Raw genomic sequence first — 20,582 nt, forward strand, 5'->3', positions numbered from 1 at the left:
TGTCGTAATAACGGCCTTAACCGAAACGGCCCGAGATATAATCCTCGGTACGTGCATCCGACGGCGTCGAGAATAGCGTATCGGTGTTTGCGGATTCAACCACTTCGCCATTCAGGAAAAATACCGTCTGTCCGGATACGCGCGCAGCCTGATGCATGTTGTGCGTAACCATGACGATGGTGTATTTGCTCTTCAGCTCCTGCACCAGCTCTTCGATCTTCAGCGTCGAGATCGGGTCCAGCGCGGACGTAGCTTCGTCCATGAGCAGGATATCCGGCTGTACGGCAAGGGCCCGGGCAATGCACAGGCGCTGCTGTTGGCCGCCGGACAGGCTCAGCGCAGAACGCTTAAGATAATCTTTGACTTCGTCCCACAGCACAGCCTGCTTCAAGCTTTGCTCCACGATTTGGTCAAGCTCCGCTTTATTGCGGATGCCGTGCAGGCGCGGCCCGTAAGCGATGTTGTCATAGATCGATTTAGGGAACGGATTCGGCTGCTGGAACACCATCCCTACCTGCTTGCGCAAGGCCTCGACGTGGACCTCCTCGCTATAGATTTCCGTCCCGCCGATTTGCACGCTGCCTTCGATTCGGGTGGAAGGGATCATGTCGTTCATCCGATTCAGCGTACGCAGCAGCGTTGACTTACCGCAGCCCGACGGTCCGATGAATGCCGTCACCGTTTTCTCCGGAATGTCCAGATCGACGTTTTTAAGCGCATGGTACGTATCGTAGTATAAATTCAATTTTTTTATCTGTATGATGGATTCCATATCTTATTCATGTCTCCTTTTTCACGATTAGATCTGCTATGCCTCTCTTAGATGTTCTTCGAATACTTGTTCCGAATCCACACGGCTGCGATGTTCATGATGAACAGCATGATGAGCAGCAGGATGATACCCGAAGCTGCCAGCTCGTGGAATGCCTCACTTGGTCTGGATACCCAGTTAAAGATCTGGATCGGCATGACAGTAAACGAATCGAGCAGATTTTCCGGCAAGAAGGCCACGTACGTTAAAGCACCAATCATGATAAGCGGTGCGGTTTCGCCGATCGCACGAGACAAGGCCAGGATAACCCCGGTCATAATTCCAGGAATCGCTGACGGCAGCACGGCGCTGGATACCGTTTGCCACTTCGTTGCTCCCAACGCGTATGAAGCGTCACGCCGGTTCTTAGGCACGGCGCGAAGCGCCTCCTGCGCCGCAACGATGATAATCGGCAGCACGAGAAGCGTCATCGTTAGCACCCCGGACAACAGGCTGCGACCAAGATTCATGCCGCGCACGAAAATCGCCAGCCCCAGGATACCGTATATAATAGAAGGAACCCCTGCAAGCGTACTGATATTCAGCTGAATGAGCCGAACCCAGCGGCTGCGGCCCGCATACTCTTCGAGAAAGATGGCCGCGCCCACGCCCAATACGAAGGACAGTGGAGCCATGAGCAAAAGCAAATAAATCGTGCCGACAATCGGCGATTTCAGTCCTGCTTTATCCGCGATGCGCGACGGAAAGTTGGTGAACAGCTCAGGCGAGAGCCGATGAACGCCATCCATCACGATCGTCACGATCAAAGCCATCAAAACAAGAATACCGATGCTGGTACAAGCCAGGAAAATCATATGCAGCGTCTGGTCACTACGGCGTCTCCGGTTGATTCCTTTGCTGTCCCCCAGATTCAATTGTTCCATCTAGTATTCCTCCCTGAAGCGGCGAGCGACCCACTGCGCCAATATATTAAGCAAGAAGGTGATGACAAACAAGGTCAAACCTACTGCAAAAATCGTACCGTATTCAATCGTTCCTCGCGGAACGTCTCCCATGCTTACCTGAACGATATACGAAGTCATCGTCTGAATGCTTTCCAGCGGATTCAGCGTCAGCTGCGGCGTGGCGCCTGCAGCCACCGTCACGATCATCGTTTCGCCGATCGCGCGCGAGAATGCCAATACGAATGAGGATACGACCCCGGACAGAGCGGCTGGAAGCACGATCTTCAGCGCAACCTCAAAGCGGGTAGCACCCAGCGCGTATGCTCCATGACGAAGACTCTTGGGAACAGCACGCATCGCGTCTTCGCTTAAAGACGAAATCATCGGCAGGACCATGATGCCGACCACGAGCCCCGCGCTAAGCGCATTGAATATCCCCATATCGGGAAAAATCTTTTGAAGGAATGGCGTTACGGTTTCAAGCGCAAAATATCCGTAAACAATCGTTGGTACACCAGCCAATACTTCAAGCACTGGCTTTACAACCCCCCGAACCCGGGCAGGAGCGTATTCATTGAGATAAATAGCGCATGCCAAGCCGATAGGCACTGCGAAAATGATCGCAATGCCTGTAATCAGCAATGTGCCGCCCAGCAGGGGCAGCACGCCGAATTCTTTTGGAGGGAGAATCGGACTCCATGTCGTTCCGGTCAAGAAGGACCATACCGGCACTTCCTTGAAGAAGATCACGGATTCCTGTAGAAGCGTATATACAATACCGATGGTGGTAAACACCGAAAGCATGGCACACAAGCCGAGCAGGATTGGAATGATTTTGTCTGAGATGCGCGTTTTGCTTCGACGGAATGTCATGCTTTTAGTGTTTGCCGCCACGGGTGAAGTTTTGTTCATTCTCCTCTTCCCTTTCTATGGGTTGCCCGAAGGATTCCCTTCGGGCATGAAATCTTTATTATTTTGCCAACTTGTCTTTTTCTTCTTGATACTGTTCGTCTTGAAGCGGTACGAAACCGACTTCGCCAGCAAGACTAGCGGCATTATCAAGGTAGAAGGTCATGAATGCACTCACTTCCGGGCGCTCAAGCTCTTTATCGTTTACGTAGAGCAGCAGCGGACGGGACAATGGAGCATAACTGTTATCCTTGATCGTTTCCATGCTTGGAGCTACGGTAGCTGTACCGTTATCGATCGGAACCAGCTTCAATTTGTCTTGGTTCTCTTCATAGAAGGAGAATCCGAAGTATCCGATGGAGTTTTTGTCGCCAGCAACTCCTTGTACGACTGCGTTGGTATCGGCACTGAACGTGATTTGGCTGTCGTTTCTGCTTGCTTGTGCTTCACCGTTAATCGCTTCTGTGAAGTAGTCGAATGTTCCGTGGTCTGTACCAGGAGAGTAAATTTTGATTTCCTCAGCCGGCCATCCTTCGCGAACGTCAGCCCATGTTTTTACCGTGCTGTTCGGCTCGTAAATTTTCTTCAGCTCATCTACTGTCAATTTATCTACGAATTCATTGCTCGGGTTAACAACAACGGATAGTCCGTCATAAGCTACCAGAACCTCATGATAGGATATGCCCTTGGATTTTGCTTCTTCAGCTTCACTGTCTTTAATTGGACGGGATGCATTGGAGATTGGAATCTCTCCATTGTTAAAGCGTTTGAAACCGCCACCTGTTCCGCCTGTTCCGATCGGAATGCGGACATCCGGGTTAGCTGCGCCGAACTCTTCGGCAATGGCTTCGGTCAATGGATGCAATGTACTGGAACCGTCAATTTCAATCGTTCCCGACAAAGCTGTTGTTGTACTTCCTTCATTTTGCTGTGCTGAACCGTTGTCTGTATTTTCTCCGGAAGCACCGCCGGAAGTTGTTCCTCCGCCGCATGCCGCCAAAAGCGTGCTCAGCATCAATACCAGTACAAGAATACCTGCTGGTTTACGACCCCTTCTTTTAAACAAACGAATCCACTCCTTCAAAATGGTTGTTGTCTCTAACTTCCTACTTACAATATTGATAATAATCCCGTAATGTAATAACAGTTTCTGAGAAATGTAAACGCAGTGTAAAATATTTTGATAAAACTAGATTCATAGGCTCGGCTTTTCTTCTAACGATCCGTTTAATCCTGCGAGCTCATCCTTCACCCGCTCGACGCGCCTAACGGTTTCCTCCGCCAGTTGATAAACCTGATTCCCCGACTTCTGAACCTTCTCGACGGCGTTCTCCATTTCGTTAAACATTTCGGCGCCTTCCGTTACATACTCCTCACAGGACTGGATTTCCTTCAGCGAAGATACAGCGCCTACGGCTGTATCTCCCGCCAGCCGCTGGATGTGCTCCAACAGCTGGGCGATATCCCCTGACAGCTTACGCGTTTGTTTGGCCAGCGACTGCACCTCTGCCGCGACCACTTGAAATCCCCGCCCATGCTCTCCGGCATGCGCAGCTTCAATCGAAGCATTCATTGCCAGCAAACTGCTTTGATTGGCCAGCTCGGTAATCATGCCGGTTATCGAGGAAATGCGGCTGGCATCCGCAGCGAGCTCGGCGGCCTGCCCTTCACGCTTCGTCATATCCTCCACAAGGCCAAGATAAGAGGTTCGGACATGGTCAAGCTTCTTCTTACCCGTCTGGGACCATTCCCTCATCCGTATACATTCCGCATTCGTTCTGGCTGCCGCCGCTCGAACCTCGGTCAACGAGGATTGGATGTTCCCGGTATGCCGGAAGCTTTCCTGAAGAATCAGCTCCCGCTTCTCTTCCGCTTCCGTTTGGAGACCGCTTGACAGACTCATTAAATCCCGTACGGTAAGCACGCCCAGCAGGCGGTCAGCCTCCGTCATCAGGACGCAATCATAAAATTTCGAATCCGGGCGCTGCAGGGCCAATTGCAACAGTGTTCCTACCTTCTCGGTCACATCGACCTTCATCGGTTGATGGTCCCCAAACTGGAAGGCCGGCCTGGAATAATACAGGTCAACGGCAAACCGGCCCATCATTCGCCGGTAAAAAACATCCCGCATGATCAGCCCCGACGGCCTGTCTGCCTCATCGCAATAAATAACGCAAGGAATATGCTGATCCTTCGTAAAAACATTCAGCACGTCGAGGCAGGTTTCAGATTTTCGGATAATAGGGACCTTTCTTATGTACTGCCGATATAATGCGCCTGCTTCAGGTTTGCTTGCTGATTGGCCATCCATTGCCGCCTCTACTTCCGCTTCGGTTCTCTCTGTCTGATTCGGTTGGCATTGAAGCAGTGTCATGCGCCCTCACCCCTTGATTGATCTGGTCCTTTAGACGCATCTTAACGGACAAGTGTTATGGGAATATTCTCGAATGATTAAGGGAGTGTAAACGAAGGAGGGATGTTGGCAAGAATATGAGACATTGGACATGCTTAGGTCCTGCCCAAAGACCCAAAAAAAATACTCCGCATCATTTCAAATCGAATGATGGGAGCCTTTAATGGGATTTACCACAAGTTTATAACCAACTCCGCGGATGGAGTCGATGTGTACGGACTCAGGATCAAGTTCAAGCTTCTTGCGCAGGGAGCTCACGTGAACGTCGACGGTTCGCTGTCCGCCGATATAATCGAAGCCCCAGACCACGTTCATCAGATCGTCCCTTGTTAACACCACGCCCGGTTTCTTGGCCAGATAGAGAAGCACCTCGAATTCTTTCGGACGGAGATTAATGCTCTGACCGCCAAGCCGCACCTCGTATTTCTCTGGATAGATTTCCAGCTGTCCAAGCGAAATGACGTTGCCTTGATTGTCCGTCGTCTTTACCTCGTCAGCATGGCCGGACACCCGGCGCATGACGGCCGATACGCGAGCCAGCAGTTCGGACACGCCAAACGGCTTGGTAATATAGTCATCCGCCCCCATCTTCAAACCTTGAACAACTTCCTCTTCGGCGTTCTTCGCGGTCAAAATGATGATCGGCGTCGTAATTCCGTTACTGCGTAGTTTCTCTAAGATCTGAAAGCCGTTCATGCCAGGCAGCATAACATCCAGCAGGATCAAATCGTATTCATGTTGTGACGCTTTCTCGTAACCTGCCGTACCGTGTTCCTCTACTTCGACTTGAAAGCCTTCCTGCGTCAAATTGTAAGACAACAGCCGCGAAAGTGTCGGCTCATCTTCGATGACAAGCATGCGTTGCGTCAATGGTACCCCCGCCCTTATCTTGTTAATTGGACTGCTCATGCAAGTATATCAACAGAATGTTAACGGAGTGTTAACTCCCTGTATCGTGGGTTTCCTGCAGGATCGGAAGCTCGATGATGAAGGAGCTTCCGATGCCCAGCTCGCTTTCCACCTTGATGGTTCCGTGGTGAAGATCCACCAGATGCTTAACGATCGATAGGCCGAGCCCCGTTCCGCCGGATCCGCGCGAACGCGCTTTATCCACCCGGTAAAATCGTTCAAAAATGCGGGGTAGATCCTTCTTCGGAATGCCAATCCCGGAATCCTTGACAACGAATTCCACGAAATCATCGGCACTCCCGTCATTATGCTTTTCACGCGCCGTTAATTTTACTCGTCCGCCCTCCTGCGTGTAACTGATGGCATTCGAGAGAAGATTCATAAATATCTGGCGAAGCTTATCCTCATCGCCTTCCATAAACAGCTCCTCCGGAACGTCGAGCTCCAGGCCGATCCGCTTCTTCTCCGCTACCGTGCGCATCATTTCGGATATCGTATCGAAGAACGCCGACAGATGAATCGGCGAGTAATCCATCTGAATCCGCTTCGATTCGATCTTGGACAGCTCCAGAATGTCACCGATCAGACGGTTCAGCCGTTCGGATTCGTCATAGATGATCTGGAGGAAGGAACGTGACGTCTTCTCGTCGGTAACTCCGCCGCCGAGCAGCGTTTCGGCAAACCCTTTCACCGCAGCCAGCGGGGTCTTCAGCTCATGAGACACATTGGCAACGAATTCGCTTCGCATGCGTTCGAGCCTGCGGATATCGCTAACGTCCTGCAACAGGAAGAGCATGCCCCGCCGATAAGGCTCCTGCTCTTCCTCTTGCATCATCGTCACTCCGTCAATGCGGATAATCGATTCCACCGGATAATAAACGTTGCGTTCCTCATGGAAGTCCGCTTGGCTCCCAAGGCCTTCCTCCATCAGTTTGGTCAATTCATAATGCTGCTTCAGCTCGCGGTACGATTTCCCGGTAATCACCTCGGCGTTAATGCCGAGCATTTTCTCAGCGGCCCGGTTTACAAGGATGATTTGGCCGGCTCCGCTAACCAAGACGATGCCCCCTGTCATATTGTTGAGGACGCTTTGCAGCAAGTCTTCGTTATCCCGTATCGTCCGCAGCTGGGTTTGAAGGCTGTCTGCCATTCCATTGATGGCTTGCGCCAATTGACCGATCTCATCCTTACGGTGAATCTTGACTCTCGCATCGTATTCCAGACGCGAAATCCGTCTAGCTACGCGCGTAATCTTCTCAAGCGGCGACGTCAACCCTTGAGCGACGCGGTAGCTCACCAAGGCAGCAATCAGAAATAACACCAGCAGGCCAATCCCCATGACGGTCCAGCCTTGCTTGACTCCCTGGTCGACTTCCTTCAGGCTGACGGACAACCGAACGAATCCGTCGAAATTCTCCCCGGCCTTGACCGGGAGAGCGACATACAGCATATCCTGCTGAAGCGTATCGCTGCGGCGAATGGTACTCCCGCGGCCTTCTTTGACCGCTTGAAGCATCTCCTCGCGATAAGCATGATTATCCATGGTCAACGGGTCGCTTTCCGAATCCCCGATCACCCTGCCGTCCTTCAGTATGAACGTCACTCTCGCATCGGACAGCTCCTCCAGCTGCAAGGACCTGTCGGTATAATACGAAACGGCTTCCGCGCCGTCCGTATCCGGGAACTCCATCATGGTCTGCAGGAGCCGAATCTCCCGGACCATATTATCCTCCAGCAGCTGGATATGGGACTGTTTGAACACCGTCACCATAGCCAGGCCTGCCGCAAGCATGGATAACCCGATTAAAGTAAGCATAATCAGAGTCAAACGGTTGCGATACTGCCTCATGGTCTCTCCTCTTTCTGCTTCATGATCATTTTGGATAACTTATCGCCCGTGTCCGTCTTCGGTGGAACAGTGCGTGAATGACCGTTGCCGCCGGCTGTTGAAACATAATGCCCAGCACGACCGGAATGGACGCCTGGGGCGAAAAATACGATGTCGCAAGCACCATCCCGAGGGATATATTCCTCATGCCGGACGCGTAGGTAAATGTAATTTGCATGTCCTGTGTCCGTCCCGGCATCGCATAGGAGCCAAAGTAGCCGAGTAAATAACAGATCACGATCAGCGCAACGACAACCGGGATGACCACCAGCATTTCCTCCTTCATGCCTGCGGCATGGGGAGCGATAGCAGCCGCGTTCAGCATCACCACAAGCATGAAAAACAGCTTCGATATCGGCTGCGTCACGGGAGCCGACCACTCCTTGATCCGTCCTTTGGATACCTCATACAGCATCACCCCGATCAGAGTGGGCAATACCACCATAGTCAGCAAATCAAGTATCAGCTCGGACGCATTCCATGCAACCAGTGCATCCCCGATAAACATATCCATCAGAGCCGGCACGACCAAGGGACTGAGTATGGTGTCCAGCACCACCACCGCCAAGATGAACGGAACGCTGCCGCCGGAGCTTCCGACCCACATCACCGAGGATATCCCGAGTGGAATGATCGCGAACAGCAGCAAGCCTATCGTATAGTCCGAGTCCGCGCCGAATACGGCCGAGCCCAATCCATAGGCGAGCACCGGTGCGGCCGCATGGGCGAGAAACAGCGTCAGCATGACGGCAAACGGGCGTTTCAGCACCCCTTGCAGATGGCGGATGCCGCAGCCAAGCGCCATGACCAGCGTAATATAACCGAATAGATAAGGAATCCAGTGAACAAAGTCCAGCAGCACGTCCGAGAGCAGCCAGCCTAGCACCAGCGACCCGGGAATCAAGAGAAAGGTGTACTTTTCAAACCAAGATGCAAATGCCAGTCCAAAACTTCTCAACAGTTTCCTCCTATGACTGAATTGACGTATTTGACTTTCATCATAAACCGGGGCGATCCGAACCGCAACGAAAATTCGAAATAAGGCTCCCTGCTTGCGCTCAACAAAAAAGCATCGACCGGCACGTGATGGCCAATCGATGCTTACTCATCATGATTTGAATCAGGAGAACACCGGCTCTTTAAACATCGCCAGCTTCTGTGCGGAATCTTTGCTCACATCGGCATGCAGACTGTTTCCGTGCGAATCCATGGTAACGATGGCGGCAAAGCCGTCGACCTCCAAATGCCACATCGCTTCCGGAATGCCGAACTCCATGAAATCCACGCCGTTTACTTTTTTGATGCATCTCGCATAATACTGGGCAGCCCCGCCGATGGCATTCAGATACACGCCGCCATGCTCCTGCAAGGCTTGAAGCGTCTTCGGTCCCATGCCGCCTTTTCCGATAACCGCGCGAATGCCGAATTTTTTCAAAATATCGCCTTGGTACGGTTCTTCCCGAATGCTGGTCGTCGGGCCTGCCGCCTTGACATGCCATCCCTCTTCATCCTGCATCATAACCGGGCCGCAGTGATAAATCACGGCTCCGTTCAGATCGATAGGGGCATCGTGATCCATCAGGTATTTATGAAGCGCATCCCGTCCGGTATGCATCTCGCCTCGGATCACCACCACATCCCCGACGCGCAGGGAACGGATCTGCTCCTCGCTGATCGGCGTCTGAAGCACTACTTCACGCCCCTGGGAATCACTTGGCGCTGATTCTTCGACTCGGGACGCTGCCGTTTCGGAGTTTGCATTCATCTGCACCTCGCTGCCTGCTTCATACAGCCAATCCGCGATCTCCCCGGTTTCCGGCTCAATCAGTACGCCCTGACGGCGGAACGCCCAGCAGTTATAGGCCACCGATACAAAAAAGCTTGCCGGCAGGCGGTTCATCGCACCGACCTTGCAGCCGAGCAGCGTGACTTCTCCGCCAAAGCCCATCGTGCCGATCCCCAGCTTGTTTGCATTTTCCAATATGTAATCTTCGAGCTTCGCCAGATCCTCATTCGGATTCACGTCTTCCACATGCCGGAACAGCTGATGCTTCGCAAGCTCGTATCCGGTCGTGCGGTCGCCTCCGATACCTACGCCGATAAATCCGGCGCTGCAGCCCTGCCCCTGGGCTTGATACACGGCATGCATGATGCACTTGCGGATTCCGTCCAGGTCACGTCCCGCTTTTCCCAATCCTTCAAGCTCTGCGGGAAGGCTGTACTGTATGTTTTTGTTCTCGCAGCCGCCCCCTTTCAGGATGAGACGGACGTCCACCTTATCCTGCTCCCATTGCTCGAAATGGATGACGGGCGAACCAGGTCCGAGATTATCGCCGCTGTTAGCGCCTGTCAACGAATCCACCGAATTAGGACGCAGCTTGCCATCCTTCGTGGCGCGAACCACCGCCGCATAGATCGCCTTCTTCATTTCGATGTGATTCGCGCCCACGGGTGTATGCACGATAAACGTCGGCATGCCCGTATCCTGGCAGATCGGCGATACTTCCTGCTCGGCCATCTCGATATTTTGAGCGATCGTTGCCAGTGCCAGCCCCGCTCGCGTTGCCGCATCCTCGGACGCTCGTCCACGGTTGACCGCTCTTCGCACGTCTCCGGGCAAATTCGTGGAGGTTTCTACAATCAGTCGATACATGCTCTCTTCAAATAACTTCATAGCGTCAGTAAACTCCTCTCTTTCATGACCCAATCCTCATAGCAAAAAAGAATCATTATAAACTGCCAATATTGTTATCATATCATATCATTCCACACATGAAAGGGTTTACTTGAAAAAATGAAAGAGACGAGAAAATGTGTTGAATTGCCGGTCATAATGACCATACCAATCTATGAATCTCTCATATATTAGTTAAGGAAAGGAGGTGATTGCTATGATGAGAAAAGTTACAGTCTCCCAGGTTGTTTTTCCAAGGCTTGCCCTCTTCAGAAATGAGTTTTACAGAGGACGGCGATTTGTGGTGCGTGGAAATGTAGGGATCCGGAATCTCGAGAGAGCTTTTGGCGACATTGAAAGCTTAAGATTCTTCTCCCCCAACGCTAACGCAACCCTGGTCCTGTTCTCGGAGCCGAATTTCAGGGGCAGTTTCAGAGTATTCCGGGGCAGCACCAACATCGGCGATCTTGACGATATCATCCGCGGTGAAGAGCCAGAGTCCATTATTAGTTCGAACCGCCGTTTGACGCTGGCTCAAATCCGGGCGATCCGCGATACCGGACGGCTTCCAAACGGTTTTAGAACCATCTGATTCTCCGTATGCCTGTAATCTCTCCTAACCCTCTCCCATGATAAAAGAGCGGACATCCGGGCTTAAGCCCAGGATGTCCGCTCTATTTTGTCATCGAGAATGTTTAAATCAACGCTTTAACCGTTAATCACTTCGCCGCCGTTCACATGAATCACTTGACCGCTCACGTAGGAGGAGTCCGTTGATGCCAGATATACATAAGCAGGAGCCAATTCTTCCGGTTGACCCGGTCGTTTCATCGGCTGGGTCGCCCCAAACTCGGCTACCTGATCCGCCGGGAACGTCGAAGGAATCAACGGCGTCCAGATGGGTCCCGGCGCAACGGCATTTACCCGGATTCCTTGACCGACCACGTTCATCGACAAGGAACGCGTAAAGGCCACGATGGCTCCCTTGGTTGATGCGTAATCCAGCAACTGCGGGCTTCCCCGGTAAGCCGTGATGGAGGTCGTGTTAATAATGGAGCTTCCCTTGGACAGATGCGGCATCGCCGCCTGCGTCAAATAGAACATCCCGAAAATATTCGTGCGGAATGTCCGCTCCAGTTGTTCTTTGGTAATGTCCTCGATCTTCTTCTGCGGGTGCTGTTCGGCTGCGTTGTTGACAAGAATATCGAGCTTCCCAAGCTTCTCTACGGTTTCGGTGACTGCATCGCGGCAAAACGCGTCGTCGCCGACGTCGCCGGCGATCAGCAAGCATTTACGCCCTTCCTGCTCTACCTGTCGCTTGGTCTCTTCCGCATCCTTGTGCTCGTTCAGATACACAATGGATACATCCGCGCCCTCCTTGGCATAGTAGACGGCAACCGCACGGCCGATCCCGCTGTCGCCTCCGGTAATCAGTGCTACTTTTCCTTTTAGCTTACCGGCTGCTTTATACTCGTTACTTTCAAACTCCGGCTTCGGGTGCATCTCCGATTCGGTTCCGGGTCTGTGATCCTGATGCTGGGGCGGCAATGTCTGCTTCTGTTGATCTTGTGGCATATGAACATTTCTCCTTTCAGGTCAGTATCTCAAACTACCTCTCATAGGATGCGTTCGACGCGGCTTCTTATTCTCATAAAAAGCCCTTCGCTATTGTTTTTACCCATAATAAACGGGATCAAACGTAAGCACGGTGCTTTTCCCGTAACAAAATCCCCCTCTTAACGGGGCCTTGCGCTCAAAGTCCAGTCCGCTTTTTTACGGGAACCCTCGGTATATCTAATTGCTGTAATATCAAAAAAACCGCCCGAATCAACGGACGGCTTCTCTTCGTATGTAGCTGTTCTTAGATGATATGATTGAATACCATGAAGAAGATCATAACCAGAAGCAGCAAGGCGAGCAATGCGCTAAGCGTGCCGAGCTTGCTTGTTTCTTCCTTCACTTCACGCTTCTCGCGGATGCCTGCAAGCGCATTCTTGAGCGGCTTGCTCATAATGCCTCCAATCGCAAACATCGCCAGCAGCAACACCGTTACAATGATCATCCAAGGAACCGAATACTCGCCCTGGGACATCATGTATCCGCCAGTCAACAGCTGAATGACCAAGCCGTACTGCGCAAAACGGTTCGCAACCCGAATCGTATTCACGGCTCCTTCTTGAGCGCCCAGAGACAGCTTCTGAATACCGCCGACAACAAACGGCAGGATCAAGTAAAACCCTAGCGCCGCCGTACCGACCATATGCAGAAAAAATGTCACGTTCCACATAAACAATTCCTCCAAAGTCGTTAGTGTGATTTATGTTACATCGAATTCATCGTCTCCTATTATACTGGACAGATCATCCAAAGAAAAGCAATCCCGCCCCGAATCACGGGACGGGATTGCATTATTAGACGATTTTGTGAATCCTGATTCAAATTACAGGTTCACGACCGAAGTCACGTTGCGCACGGATTCCGCCGACTTATCCAGCGCCGCCTTCTCTTCGGCGGTCAGCTCAAGCTCGAAAATGCGCTCGATGCCGTCTCCGCCGAGAATGGCCGGTACGCCCATGAACAGGTTGTCATAACCGTACTCGCCTTCCAGAAGGGCAATAACCGGAATAATCCGTTTCTTGTCCTTCAGAATCGCTTCCGTCATTTGGACCAAGGAAGCAGCAGGCGCGTAGTAGGCGCTGCCGTTCCCCAGCAAATTGACGATTTCGCCGCCGCCGACCCGGGTGCGCTGCACGATCGCTTCAATGCGTTCAGCCGGAATCAGCGTGTCGATCGGAATGCCGCCCACGCTGGAGTAACGAACGAGAGGAACCATGTCATCGCCATGGCCGCCCAGAACGAAACCGCGGACATCTTCAACGGATACGTTCAGCTCTTGCGCGATAAAGGTGCAATAGCGTGCCGTATCCAATACGCCGGATTGACCGATGACGCGGTTCTTGGGAAATCCGAGCGTGTTGTACGCCACATAGGTCATGGCATCCACCGGGTTGCTCAGGATGATGACCGTGGAGTTCGGTGCATGAGTCTTCACGTTCTCGCATACGGACTTCACGATTCCTGCATTGGTGTTGACGAGGTCATCGCGGCTCATGCCCGGCTTGCGGGCTACGCCTGCTGTAATGATTACGATATCGGAATCAGCTGCATCTTCATAGTTGGATGTACCGACTATGTTGCTGTCAAATCCCTGGACGGGACTTGCTTCGAGCATATCCAGCGCTTTACCTTTGGTAGGGTTCTCGAGCTGCGGGATATCCAGCAGCACCACATCACCCAGTTCTTTTTGAGCCAGCATCAGGGCGGTAGTCGCACCTGTGAAGCCAGCACCTACTACCGTAATCTTTTTACGAGTAATTGCCACGATGAATCTCCTCCTTACAGGTTTTTAATGATTTCGTCTGCGAACTCGGAGCATTTCACTTCAGTAGCGCCTTCCATCAGGCGGGCGAAGTCGTAAGTCACGGTTTTGTTGTTGATGGACGTTTCCATGCCTTTGTAGATCAGGTCAGCCGCTTCCTGCCATCCGAGGTGCTCAAGCAGCATAACGCCGGAGAGGATAACGGAACCAGGGTTAACTACGTCCTTGTCTGCATATTTCGGAGCCGTACCATGAGTCGCTTCGAAAATCGCATGTCCTGTTACGTAGTTGATGTTAGCGCCCGGAGCGATACCGATACCGCCAACTTGCGCAGCCAGAGCGTCAGACAGGTAGTCGCCGTTCAGGTTCAATGTCGCAATGACGTCAAAGTCGGTTGGGCGAGTCAGAACCTGCTGCAGCGCGATGTCGGCAATCGCATCCTTAACGATGATTTTGCCGGCTTCTTCAGCCGCTTTTTGAGCAGCGTTAGCTGCATCTACGCCATCCTTGTCCTTGATGATATCGTACTGGGCCCAAGTGAACACTTTATCGCCGAATTCAGCTTCAGCCACTTCGTAACCCCAGTTTTTGAAGGCACCTTCCGTAAATTTCATGATGTTGCCTTTGTGAACGAGCGTTACGGATTTGCGGCCATGCTTGATCGCATATTCAACCGCTGCGCGTACAAGACGCTTGGAACCTTCGGAGGACACCGGTTTGATGCCGATACCGGAAGTTTCCGGGAAGCGGATTTTGTTTGCTCCCATTTCGTCTTGAAGGAACTTGATCACTTTCTTCACTTCGTCGGAGCCTTCTTTGTATTCGATGCCTGCATAGATGTCTTCCGTGTTCTCGCGGAAAATAACCATGTCGACCAGCTCAGGACGTTTTACCGGAGACGGTACGCCGTTGAAATAACGGACAGGACGCAAGCAGGTATACAGATCCAGCTCTTGGCGAAGGGCAACGTTCAGGGAACGGATACCGCCGCCGATTGGCGTTGTAAGAGGTCCTTTAATTGCAACGATGTACTCGCGAATCGCTTCAAGCGTATCGTTCGGGAGCCACTCACCGTATGTATTGTATGCCTTCTCACCGGCAAATACTTCATACCAGGCAATTTTCTTGGAACCGTTGTACGCTTTTTCTACAGCTGCATCCAGGACGCGCTTGGAAGCTTTCCAGATGTCACGGCCTGTGCCGTCGCCTTCAATAAAAGGAATAACAGGGTTGTTAGGCACCTGCAGGGTTCCGTTATCAATCGTGATTTTCTCGCCTTCAGTCGGCAATGCGAATTTTTCCAATTTCATGAGTATGAGTTCCTCCTTCGAATATGGTTCTTTTCTCTAGCCATTTCAATGTGATACTGTGTGCAATAGGCATAGAGAAATCCGCCACCCGCGATTCACTCGCGTTTAAGCGGTTCTCTAGCCTATTGTACATGATTGCTAGCCACTTAGCGAAGTTCTATCGGCACATATTTTTGATCGGTCATCCCCGTATACTCTGCGCGCGGGCGGATAATACGGTTGCCTTCATACTGCTCAAGAATATGCGCGGTCCATCCGGATACGCGGCTGATCGCGAAAATCGGCGTGAACAATTCGTGCTCAATGCCAAGCTGCGTATAGACGGAGGCGGAATAGAAATCGACGTTCGGCTTCAGGCCTTTTTGGTTGGTAACCGTTTCGTCGATCAGCACCGACATATCGTACAGCGTGGTATCGCCTTTCATTTCGCCAAGCTCGCGGGACATTTTTTGGAGATGTTTCGCGCGCGGATCGCCGTTTTTGTATACGCGGTGTCCAAAGCCCATAATTTTTTCACGGTTGTCCAGCTTCTCTTGAATGTACGCCTGAGCCCGATCAATCGAACCGACTTCGTTCAGCATCTTCATGACGGCTTCGTTCGCGCCGCCGTGCAGAGGGCCTTTCAGCGCGCCAATGGCGGAAGTAACACCGGAATAAATGTCGGACAGCGTGGCTACGGTCACGCGGGCCGCAAACGTGGATGCGTTAAGCTCGTGGTCCGCATGCAATACGAGCGCCTGATCCAGTGCCTTAATGGAAGTCTGGTCAGGATCCTCGCCTCTGAGCATATACAGGAAGTTTTCCGCGATGGAGGCGCCTGCTTTCGGAGCCACCGGCTCTTTGCCCTGACGAACGCGGGCAATGGCAGCGATGATCGTCGGAAGCTGAGCTTGAAGTTTAACCGCTTTCTTCTCGTTCGCTTCACGGCTCATATCGTCGCCTTCGGCGTCGTACAGAGCGAGCGCGGATACAGCCGAACGAAGCGCAGCCATCGTATTGCCGTCCTTCGGATACAATTTGATCTGCTGGATAAGCTCATCCGGAATGGCGGCATAGTTGCTCAAATCTTGTTGAAGCGCCTTTAACTCTTCTACATTCGGAAGCTTTCCGAACCAGAGCAGGTAGGCTACTTCTTCAAAACTTGCATGTTCTGCGAGATCGTCAATATCATATCCACGGTAAGTCAGAACGCCATCGACGATCGAACTAATCGCGGAGGTGGTAGCTACAATGCCTTCCAAACCCTTGGTAGCTGTCATGCAACATCTCTCCTTTATGATCGGGATAAACTGAACTATTTTGACAATCATGAAAACATTTTCATGAAGTCAGATGAAAAAGAAAAACGCGCAAAAAAATTGCTATGGTCCTAGTCACAAACCTTCTCATATCATACTGGATTTTGTCTGATATGTGAACATGAGCAGCGACATTCGCCGCATCAAATTGTTTTATCGATACCATAAACATTTTTTTGAAATCACTTACAATTCCATTATACCTGTGATAATTCTCATTGTCGAATCATGAAGACGACCATTTTTGAACTCTTTATCCTTATATTGAAACTCCCTGCATACGTATAGAATGAGCCTTTCTGCTCGTCCCTCCAAGTCAGCTGCAAAGGAGTGTGATTCATTGGAACGATTGATGCTTAAACGTTTGGGCCGGGGAGTGTGGGTGCTGTCTTTCATCTTCGTGATCGCCTATTTGATATATGTACTGCTGCCGCTGCTTTATCCCTTCCTTCTGGCCTGGATCATCGCCTATGCGATGAACCCCTGCGTCAACCTGCTCCAGCGGAGTCTGAGAATGCCGCGCTGGATCGCCGTCACGTTGTCCTTGCTCCTGTATTTCGGCGCAGCCCTGTTGATTCTCACCGCGGCCGTCAGCAGGCTGGTCAAGGAACTGATTGCCCTGTCCCAGTCCTTTAATCTCCACATTGACGCCTGGGTGGAATGGCTGACGGCCTGGACGCAGAATGAGAGCTTCCAGAATATCGTCAATGAGATCAGCCGTTTCTATCAGAACAACCCGAATTATCACGATACCATCAACCAAAACATCACCCGTACGACGCAGACGATTGGCACGGCCGTGACCGACCTCGTTACCGGTATTTTTAACGGTATCCTGCAAATTATTTATTATTTGCCGAATTTGGGGACGATTTTCATTGTCGTGCTGCTGTCCACGTTCTTTCTCAGCAACAGCTGGGAACGTCATAACCGCGCGCTGCTCCGTCTCCTGCCCGACGTCATCCGTAAACCGATGAACTATATCTTCTCGGATCTGAAAAAAGCGTTGTTCGGATTTGCCAGAGCCCAGCTGATTCTCATATCCATTACGGCCGTCATCGTCACGATCACGCTCTATGCGCTCGGCGTGGATTCCGCCTTCTCCATCGGGCTTCTGATCGGCTTGGTGGATCTACTCCCGTACCTGGGTGTGGGCATCGTCCTGATTCCGTGGTCGCTGTATGCTTTTATGTCCGACGACCTGACACTCGGCATCGGGCTGACGGTCCTGTACAGCATCATTCTGGTCGTCCGTCAGATCATGGAGCCCAAGGTGCTGGCCAGCAGCGTCGGGCTGGATCCGCTTGCCGCCCTGCTGGGCATGTTCGTCGGGCTTAAGCTGTTCGGGATTTTGGGACTGATCATCGGTCCCGTGTCGCTTGTCATCCTGGACGCTTTTCATCGGGCCCATGTGTTCAAGGACCTGAGGAATTACATTATCGGGGGCAGGTTCAGGTAGCCTGCGTTAAGAAACGGCTTGATTTATCTTATCATTGGGCTAATGTGAACATCGTATTTGGAAAGATTAAAACAGGCTGCTCCCTTGCATAAATTTAGACCGGCCCCTTGCGGGACCGGTCTTATGGTAATGTCTGCTTGTATTATCTGCGAAAGATCGTAATCTTGCCGTTTTTCATATTTTTCTTCATCCATTTCAACAGCAAAATCCGATACAGCGGGCGGGTCAACGGAAATATCAACGTAAAGCCGATAATGTCAGTTACAAAGCCCGGCAGAATGAGAAGTACTCCACCCGCAAATATACATAGGCCGTCCGCCATGGAAGCACCCGGAACCATGCCTGTATTCATTCTCTGCTTGGCGTCTTCCATCGCTTTGCGGCCTTCGAATCTCATCATGGCCACGCCGACGGCAGAGGTCAGCAGTGTCAAAAGCAATGTATTCATGCCGCCTACGCGGTCCGCAACAAACTGAAAGCCGAATATCTCAATAGTAGGCACAAAAATAATCGCTGCCAGCATCCATTTGAACATGAAGCTACTCCTTCCTCCCCAAAAGGGTATCCTTCAATGCATCATACAGCTTTGGCGCGCATTTATCCAGTCGGGCCGGCTTCCACTCCCGGTTCAGCCATACATGCCGGGTCGCTCCTGCCGTTAACAAGGCACCGGGGAGCTCGGACTCGGTATGCCAACCCCTCGCTCCCAAATCCGCCTGCTCCTGCTCACTCAGCAGACGGACCTCGTATTCATAGTGTATTCGCAGCGGGGAGAAAGCAGTCATTCTTGTAAATATCGTCACTAGATCATCATATCGCGCCGGCCGGCGGTACTTGATGTCAAGATCCACTACAGGGAGCAGGACGCCTTCTTCTTCCATTCCCCGATACGTAAATCCCATTTCACGGATCATTTCGGTACGCCCGATCTCAAACCAGTTTAAATAGTTCGCATGATACACGACACCCATTTGATCGCTTTCCTGGTAACGCACCCGAAAGGATGTCCAGAACCAGCGGCTTCGCGTCGGTACGGATGGACTAGCCAACGTCTTCTTCCCCCTCATGTATGCAAAAAGCAATGGCCGACAAGAAACGTCGTCCATTGCTTATATGCAGCTATATTCAGAATCCAGCGGATTCTTGATGATGAATCTACTTCTGCTGTGGAATTTGGTCCACTTTCAGCAGGTTCGTGGAACCGGAACGTCCCAGCGGCACGCCAGCCGTAATCACAACAAGGTCGCCTTCTTTCACGAGTCCGGATTTCACGCCGCCTTGCAGCGCATAATCAAACATCTCGTCCGTAGAAGAAGCCTGCTCGCCTTTAACCGGCGTTACGCCCCAAGTCAGTGCCAAACGTCTCAGCGTTCTTTCTTGAGTCGTTACGGCGACGATAGGAGCCTGTGGACGGTATTTGGATACCATGCGAGCTGTTTGACCAGATTCGGTAGACGAAATGATCGCTTTGGCATTCAGGTCGAGTGCCGAAATCGCAACCGATTGGCTGATCGCTTCGGTTACGCTGGTTTCTTGTGCAATGCGCTGCTTCAAGAACAATTCACGATAGTTCAGTGCGGATTCCGCTTTTTCCGCGATGCGGGACATCGTCAATACGGATTCCACCGGGTATTTACCTGCAGCCGTTTCGCCGGAGAGCATGATGGCATCGGTTCCGTCGAAAATCGCATTGGCAACGTCACTTGCTTCCGCACGGGTAGGACGCGGGTTGCGCTGCATGGAATCCAGCATTTGCGTAGCCGTAATGACCGGTTTGCCGGCCAGGTTACATTTTTCGATCATGCGTTTTTGAACCAATGGAACTTCCTCAGCCGGAATTTCAACGCCGAGATCGCCACGGGCTACCATCAAGCCGTCGGATACTTCCAGGATTTCATCCAGGTTGTCAACGCCCTGCTGGTTCTCGATTTTGGAGATGATTTGGATGTGCTCGCCATTGTGCTTCTTCAGCAATTCGCGAATTTCCAGCACGTCACTTGCTTTACGAACGAAGGAAGCGGCAATAAAATCGATGCCCTGCTCGATCCCGAAAATGATATCGTTGGCGTCTTTTTCCGTAATACCTGGGAGGGAAATCGCGACTCCCGGCACGTTAACACCTTTTTTGCTCTTAATGGTTCCGCCATTAACGATGCGGCATCTGATTTCGGTGCCTTGAATCTCCACCACGGTCAGACCGATCAGACCGTCGTCGATCAGGATCGTCGATCCGACTTGAACGTCTTGAGGCAACTCTTTATAAGTAATGGACAAACGATTCTTATCACCAAGGATTTCCTCGGTAGTAAGGGTGATATATTCATCTTGTACAAGCTCAATCGGTTCCACTTCAAGTTTGCCTGTACGGATCTCCGGTCCTTTGGTATCAAGCAGGATCGCTACCGTTTTGTTCAACTCTTCGCAAGCTTGGCGGATGTTCTTGATCCGGTTGCCATGCTCCTCGAAGTCGCCGTGGGAGAAGTTCAGACGAGCCACGTTCATGCCGGCCATAATGAGCTTCTTGGTGTTTTCCAACGATTCACTGGAAGGACCGATGGTACATACAATTTTAGTTTTGCGCATTTGGGTTTCCTCCGTTTATTAAAGGGTTCTCTATATCTCTTTTT

At 51.6% G+C, this 20,582-nt stretch carries 19 protein-coding genes; 2 read left to right on the plus strand and 17 right to left on the minus strand.

The features are described 5' to 3' along the window. Positions 1-16: 16 nt before the first annotated feature. The 9 genes from pstB to MHI43_RS24880 all read right to left on the minus strand — a co-directional run bounded on the left by pstB (position 17) and on the right by MHI43_RS24880 (position 10,509). Positions 17-772: a phosphate ABC transporter ATP-binding protein PstB gene (gene pstB, locus MHI43_RS24840; RefSeq protein WP_009594645.1), complete on the minus strand. Its 756-nt coding sequence runs from the start codon at positions 770-772 to the stop codon at positions 17-19. Between the two features lie 47 nt (positions 773-819). Next, positions 820-1,695, minus strand: a complete 876-nt coding sequence (gene pstA / locus MHI43_RS24845; RefSeq protein ID WP_009594637.1) for a phosphate ABC transporter permease PstA — start codon at positions 1,693-1,695, stop codon at positions 820-822. Continuing rightward, on the minus strand, positions 1,696-2,628 hold the full coding sequence (gene pstC / locus MHI43_RS24850; protein WP_015736976.1) for a phosphate ABC transporter permease subunit PstC: 933 nt from the start codon (positions 2,626-2,628) through the stop codon (positions 1,696-1,698). 58 nt (positions 2,629-2,686) lie between these two features. Beyond that, positions 2,687-3,691, minus strand: a complete 1,005-nt coding sequence (locus MHI43_RS24855; RefSeq protein ID WP_009594622.1) for a PstS family phosphate ABC transporter substrate-binding protein — start codon at positions 3,689-3,691, stop codon at positions 2,687-2,689. Between the two features lie 129 nt (positions 3,692-3,820). Then, positions 3,821-4,999, minus strand: coding sequence for a methyl-accepting chemotaxis protein (locus MHI43_RS24860; protein WP_036659782.1), 1,179 nt, complete (start codon positions 4,997-4,999; stop codon positions 3,821-3,823). 177 nt (positions 5,000-5,176) lie between these two features. Then, entirely contained in the window at positions 5,177-5,908 is a 732-nt protein-coding gene (locus MHI43_RS24865; RefSeq protein ID WP_015736978.1) for a response regulator transcription factor, read from the minus strand. Between the two features lie 70 nt (positions 5,909-5,978). Continuing rightward, positions 5,979-7,796 carry an ATP-binding protein gene (locus MHI43_RS24870; protein WP_036659784.1) on the minus strand — a complete coding sequence of 606 codons (1,818 nt, stop codon included), beginning with the start codon at positions 7,794-7,796 and terminating at the stop codon, positions 5,979-5,981. 25 nt (positions 7,797-7,821) lie between these two features. Next, positions 7,822-8,793, minus strand: a complete 972-nt coding sequence (locus MHI43_RS24875) for a bile acid:sodium symporter (protein WP_015736980.1) — start codon at positions 8,791-8,793, stop codon at positions 7,822-7,824. Positions 8,794-8,955: 162 nt separating this feature from the next. Continuing rightward, a complete protein-coding gene (locus MHI43_RS24880) occupies positions 8,956-10,509 on the minus strand; it encodes a fumarate hydratase (protein ID WP_009594644.1) in 1,554 nt (517 codons plus the stop codon). 220 nt (positions 10,510-10,729) lie between these two features. On the opposite strand from MHI43_RS24880, the gene MHI43_RS24885 reads away from it, so the two are divergent. Further along, positions 10,730-11,101, plus strand: a complete 372-nt coding sequence (locus MHI43_RS24885; protein ID WP_341283174.1) for a hypothetical protein — start codon at positions 10,730-10,732, stop codon at positions 11,099-11,101. A 116-nt stretch (positions 11,102-11,217) separates the two neighbouring features. On the opposite strand, the gene MHI43_RS24890 is transcribed toward MHI43_RS24885, so the two are convergent. The 5 genes from MHI43_RS24890 to citZ form a co-directional block, all read right to left on the minus strand. Next, positions 11,218-12,084, minus strand: coding sequence for an SDR family oxidoreductase (locus MHI43_RS24890; protein WP_015736983.1), 867 nt, complete (start codon positions 12,082-12,084; stop codon positions 11,218-11,220). A gap of 286 nt (positions 12,085-12,370) precedes the next feature. Next, positions 12,371-12,796, minus strand: a complete 426-nt coding sequence (locus MHI43_RS24895) for a hypothetical protein (protein WP_009595065.1) — start codon at positions 12,794-12,796, stop codon at positions 12,371-12,373. 153 nt (positions 12,797-12,949) lie between these two features. Further along, positions 12,950-13,891, minus strand: a complete 942-nt coding sequence (gene mdh / locus MHI43_RS24900) for a malate dehydrogenase (RefSeq protein WP_015736984.1) — start codon at positions 13,889-13,891, stop codon at positions 12,950-12,952. Positions 13,892-13,905: 14 nt separating this feature from the next. Then, positions 13,906-15,198 carry an NADP-dependent isocitrate dehydrogenase gene (gene icd / locus MHI43_RS24905; protein ID WP_009595069.1) on the minus strand — a complete coding sequence of 431 codons (1,293 nt, stop codon included), beginning with the start codon at positions 15,196-15,198 and terminating at the stop codon, positions 13,906-13,908. Positions 15,199-15,344: 146 nt separating this feature from the next. Further along, positions 15,345-16,457 carry a citrate synthase gene (gene citZ / locus MHI43_RS24910; protein WP_009595070.1) on the minus strand — a complete coding sequence of 371 codons (1,113 nt, stop codon included), beginning with the start codon at positions 16,455-16,457 and terminating at the stop codon, positions 15,345-15,347. Between the two features lie 379 nt (positions 16,458-16,836). Between citZ and ytvI the strand changes: the two genes are divergently transcribed. Then, on the plus strand, positions 16,837-17,955 hold the full coding sequence (gene ytvI / locus MHI43_RS24915; RefSeq protein ID WP_036659788.1) for a sporulation integral membrane protein YtvI: 1,119 nt from the start codon (positions 16,837-16,839) through the stop codon (positions 17,953-17,955). A 142-nt stretch (positions 17,956-18,097) separates the two neighbouring features. On the opposite strand, the gene MHI43_RS24920 is transcribed toward ytvI, so the two are convergent. The 3 genes from MHI43_RS24920 to pyk form a co-directional block, all read right to left on the minus strand. Next, positions 18,098-18,490, minus strand: coding sequence for an FxsA family protein (locus MHI43_RS24920; RefSeq protein WP_009595058.1), 393 nt, complete (start codon positions 18,488-18,490; stop codon positions 18,098-18,100). Positions 18,491-18,494: 4 nt separating this feature from the next. Further along, positions 18,495-19,004 (minus strand): thioesterase family protein, encoded by a 510-nt coding sequence (locus MHI43_RS24925; protein ID WP_036659790.1) that lies wholly within the window; start codon positions 19,002-19,004, stop codon positions 18,495-18,497. A 106-nt stretch (positions 19,005-19,110) separates the two neighbouring features. Next, positions 19,111-20,538, minus strand: a complete 1,428-nt coding sequence (gene pyk, locus MHI43_RS24930; protein ID WP_009595064.1) for a pyruvate kinase — start codon at positions 20,536-20,538, stop codon at positions 19,111-19,113. Positions 20,539-20,582: the final 44 nt, after the last annotated feature.

It is taken from the genome of Paenibacillus sp. FSL H8-0457 (assembly GCF_038051935.1).
In the GTDB taxonomy this organism is placed as follows: domain Bacteria; phylum Bacillota; class Bacilli; order Paenibacillales; family Paenibacillaceae; genus Paenibacillus_AQ; species Paenibacillus_AQ lautus_A.

Coding starts and splice junctions, on each gene's coding strand:
- MHI43_RS24870 (WP_036659784.1), bottom strand. CDS start 7,796: ATGAGGCAGTATCGCAACCGTTTGACTCTGATTATGCTTACTTTAATC.
- MHI43_RS24880 (WP_009594644.1), bottom strand. CDS start 10,509: ATGAAGTTATTTGAAGAGAGCATGTATCGACTGATTGTAGAAACCTCC.
- MHI43_RS24885 (WP_341283174.1), top strand. CDS start 10,730: ATGAGAAAAGTTACAGTCTCCCAGGTTGTTTTTCCAAGGCTTGCCCTC.
- pstB (WP_009594645.1), bottom strand. CDS start 772: ATGGAATCCATCATACAGATAAAAAAATTGAATTTATACTACGATACG.
- MHI43_RS24920 (WP_009595058.1), bottom strand. CDS start 18,490: ATGTTCAAATGGATGCTGGCAGCGATTATTTTTGTGCCTACTATTGAG.
- MHI43_RS24895 (WP_009595065.1), bottom strand. CDS start 12,796: ATGTGGAACGTGACATTTTTTCTGCATATGGTCGGTACGGCGGCGCTA.
- pstA (WP_009594637.1), bottom strand. CDS start 1,695: ATGGAACAATTGAATCTGGGGGACAGCAAAGGAATCAACCGGAGACGC.
- citZ (WP_009595070.1), bottom strand. CDS start 16,457: ATGACAGCTACCAAGGGTTTGGAAGGCATTGTAGCTACCACCTCCGCG.
- icd (WP_009595069.1), bottom strand. CDS start 15,198: ATGAAATTGGAAAAATTCGCATTGCCGACTGAAGGCGAGAAAATCACG.
- MHI43_RS24890 (WP_015736983.1), bottom strand. CDS start 12,084: ATGCCACAAGATCAACAGAAGCAGACATTGCCGCCCCAGCATCAGGAT.
- MHI43_RS24860 (WP_036659782.1), bottom strand. CDS start 4,999: ATGACACTGCTTCAATGCCAACCGAATCAGACAGAGAGAACCGAAGCG.
- pstC (WP_015736976.1), bottom strand. CDS start 2,628: ATGAACAAAACTTCACCCGTGGCGGCAAACACTAAAAGCATGACATTC.
- pyk (WP_009595064.1), bottom strand. CDS start 20,538: ATGCGCAAAACTAAAATTGTATGTACCATCGGTCCTTCCAGTGAATCG.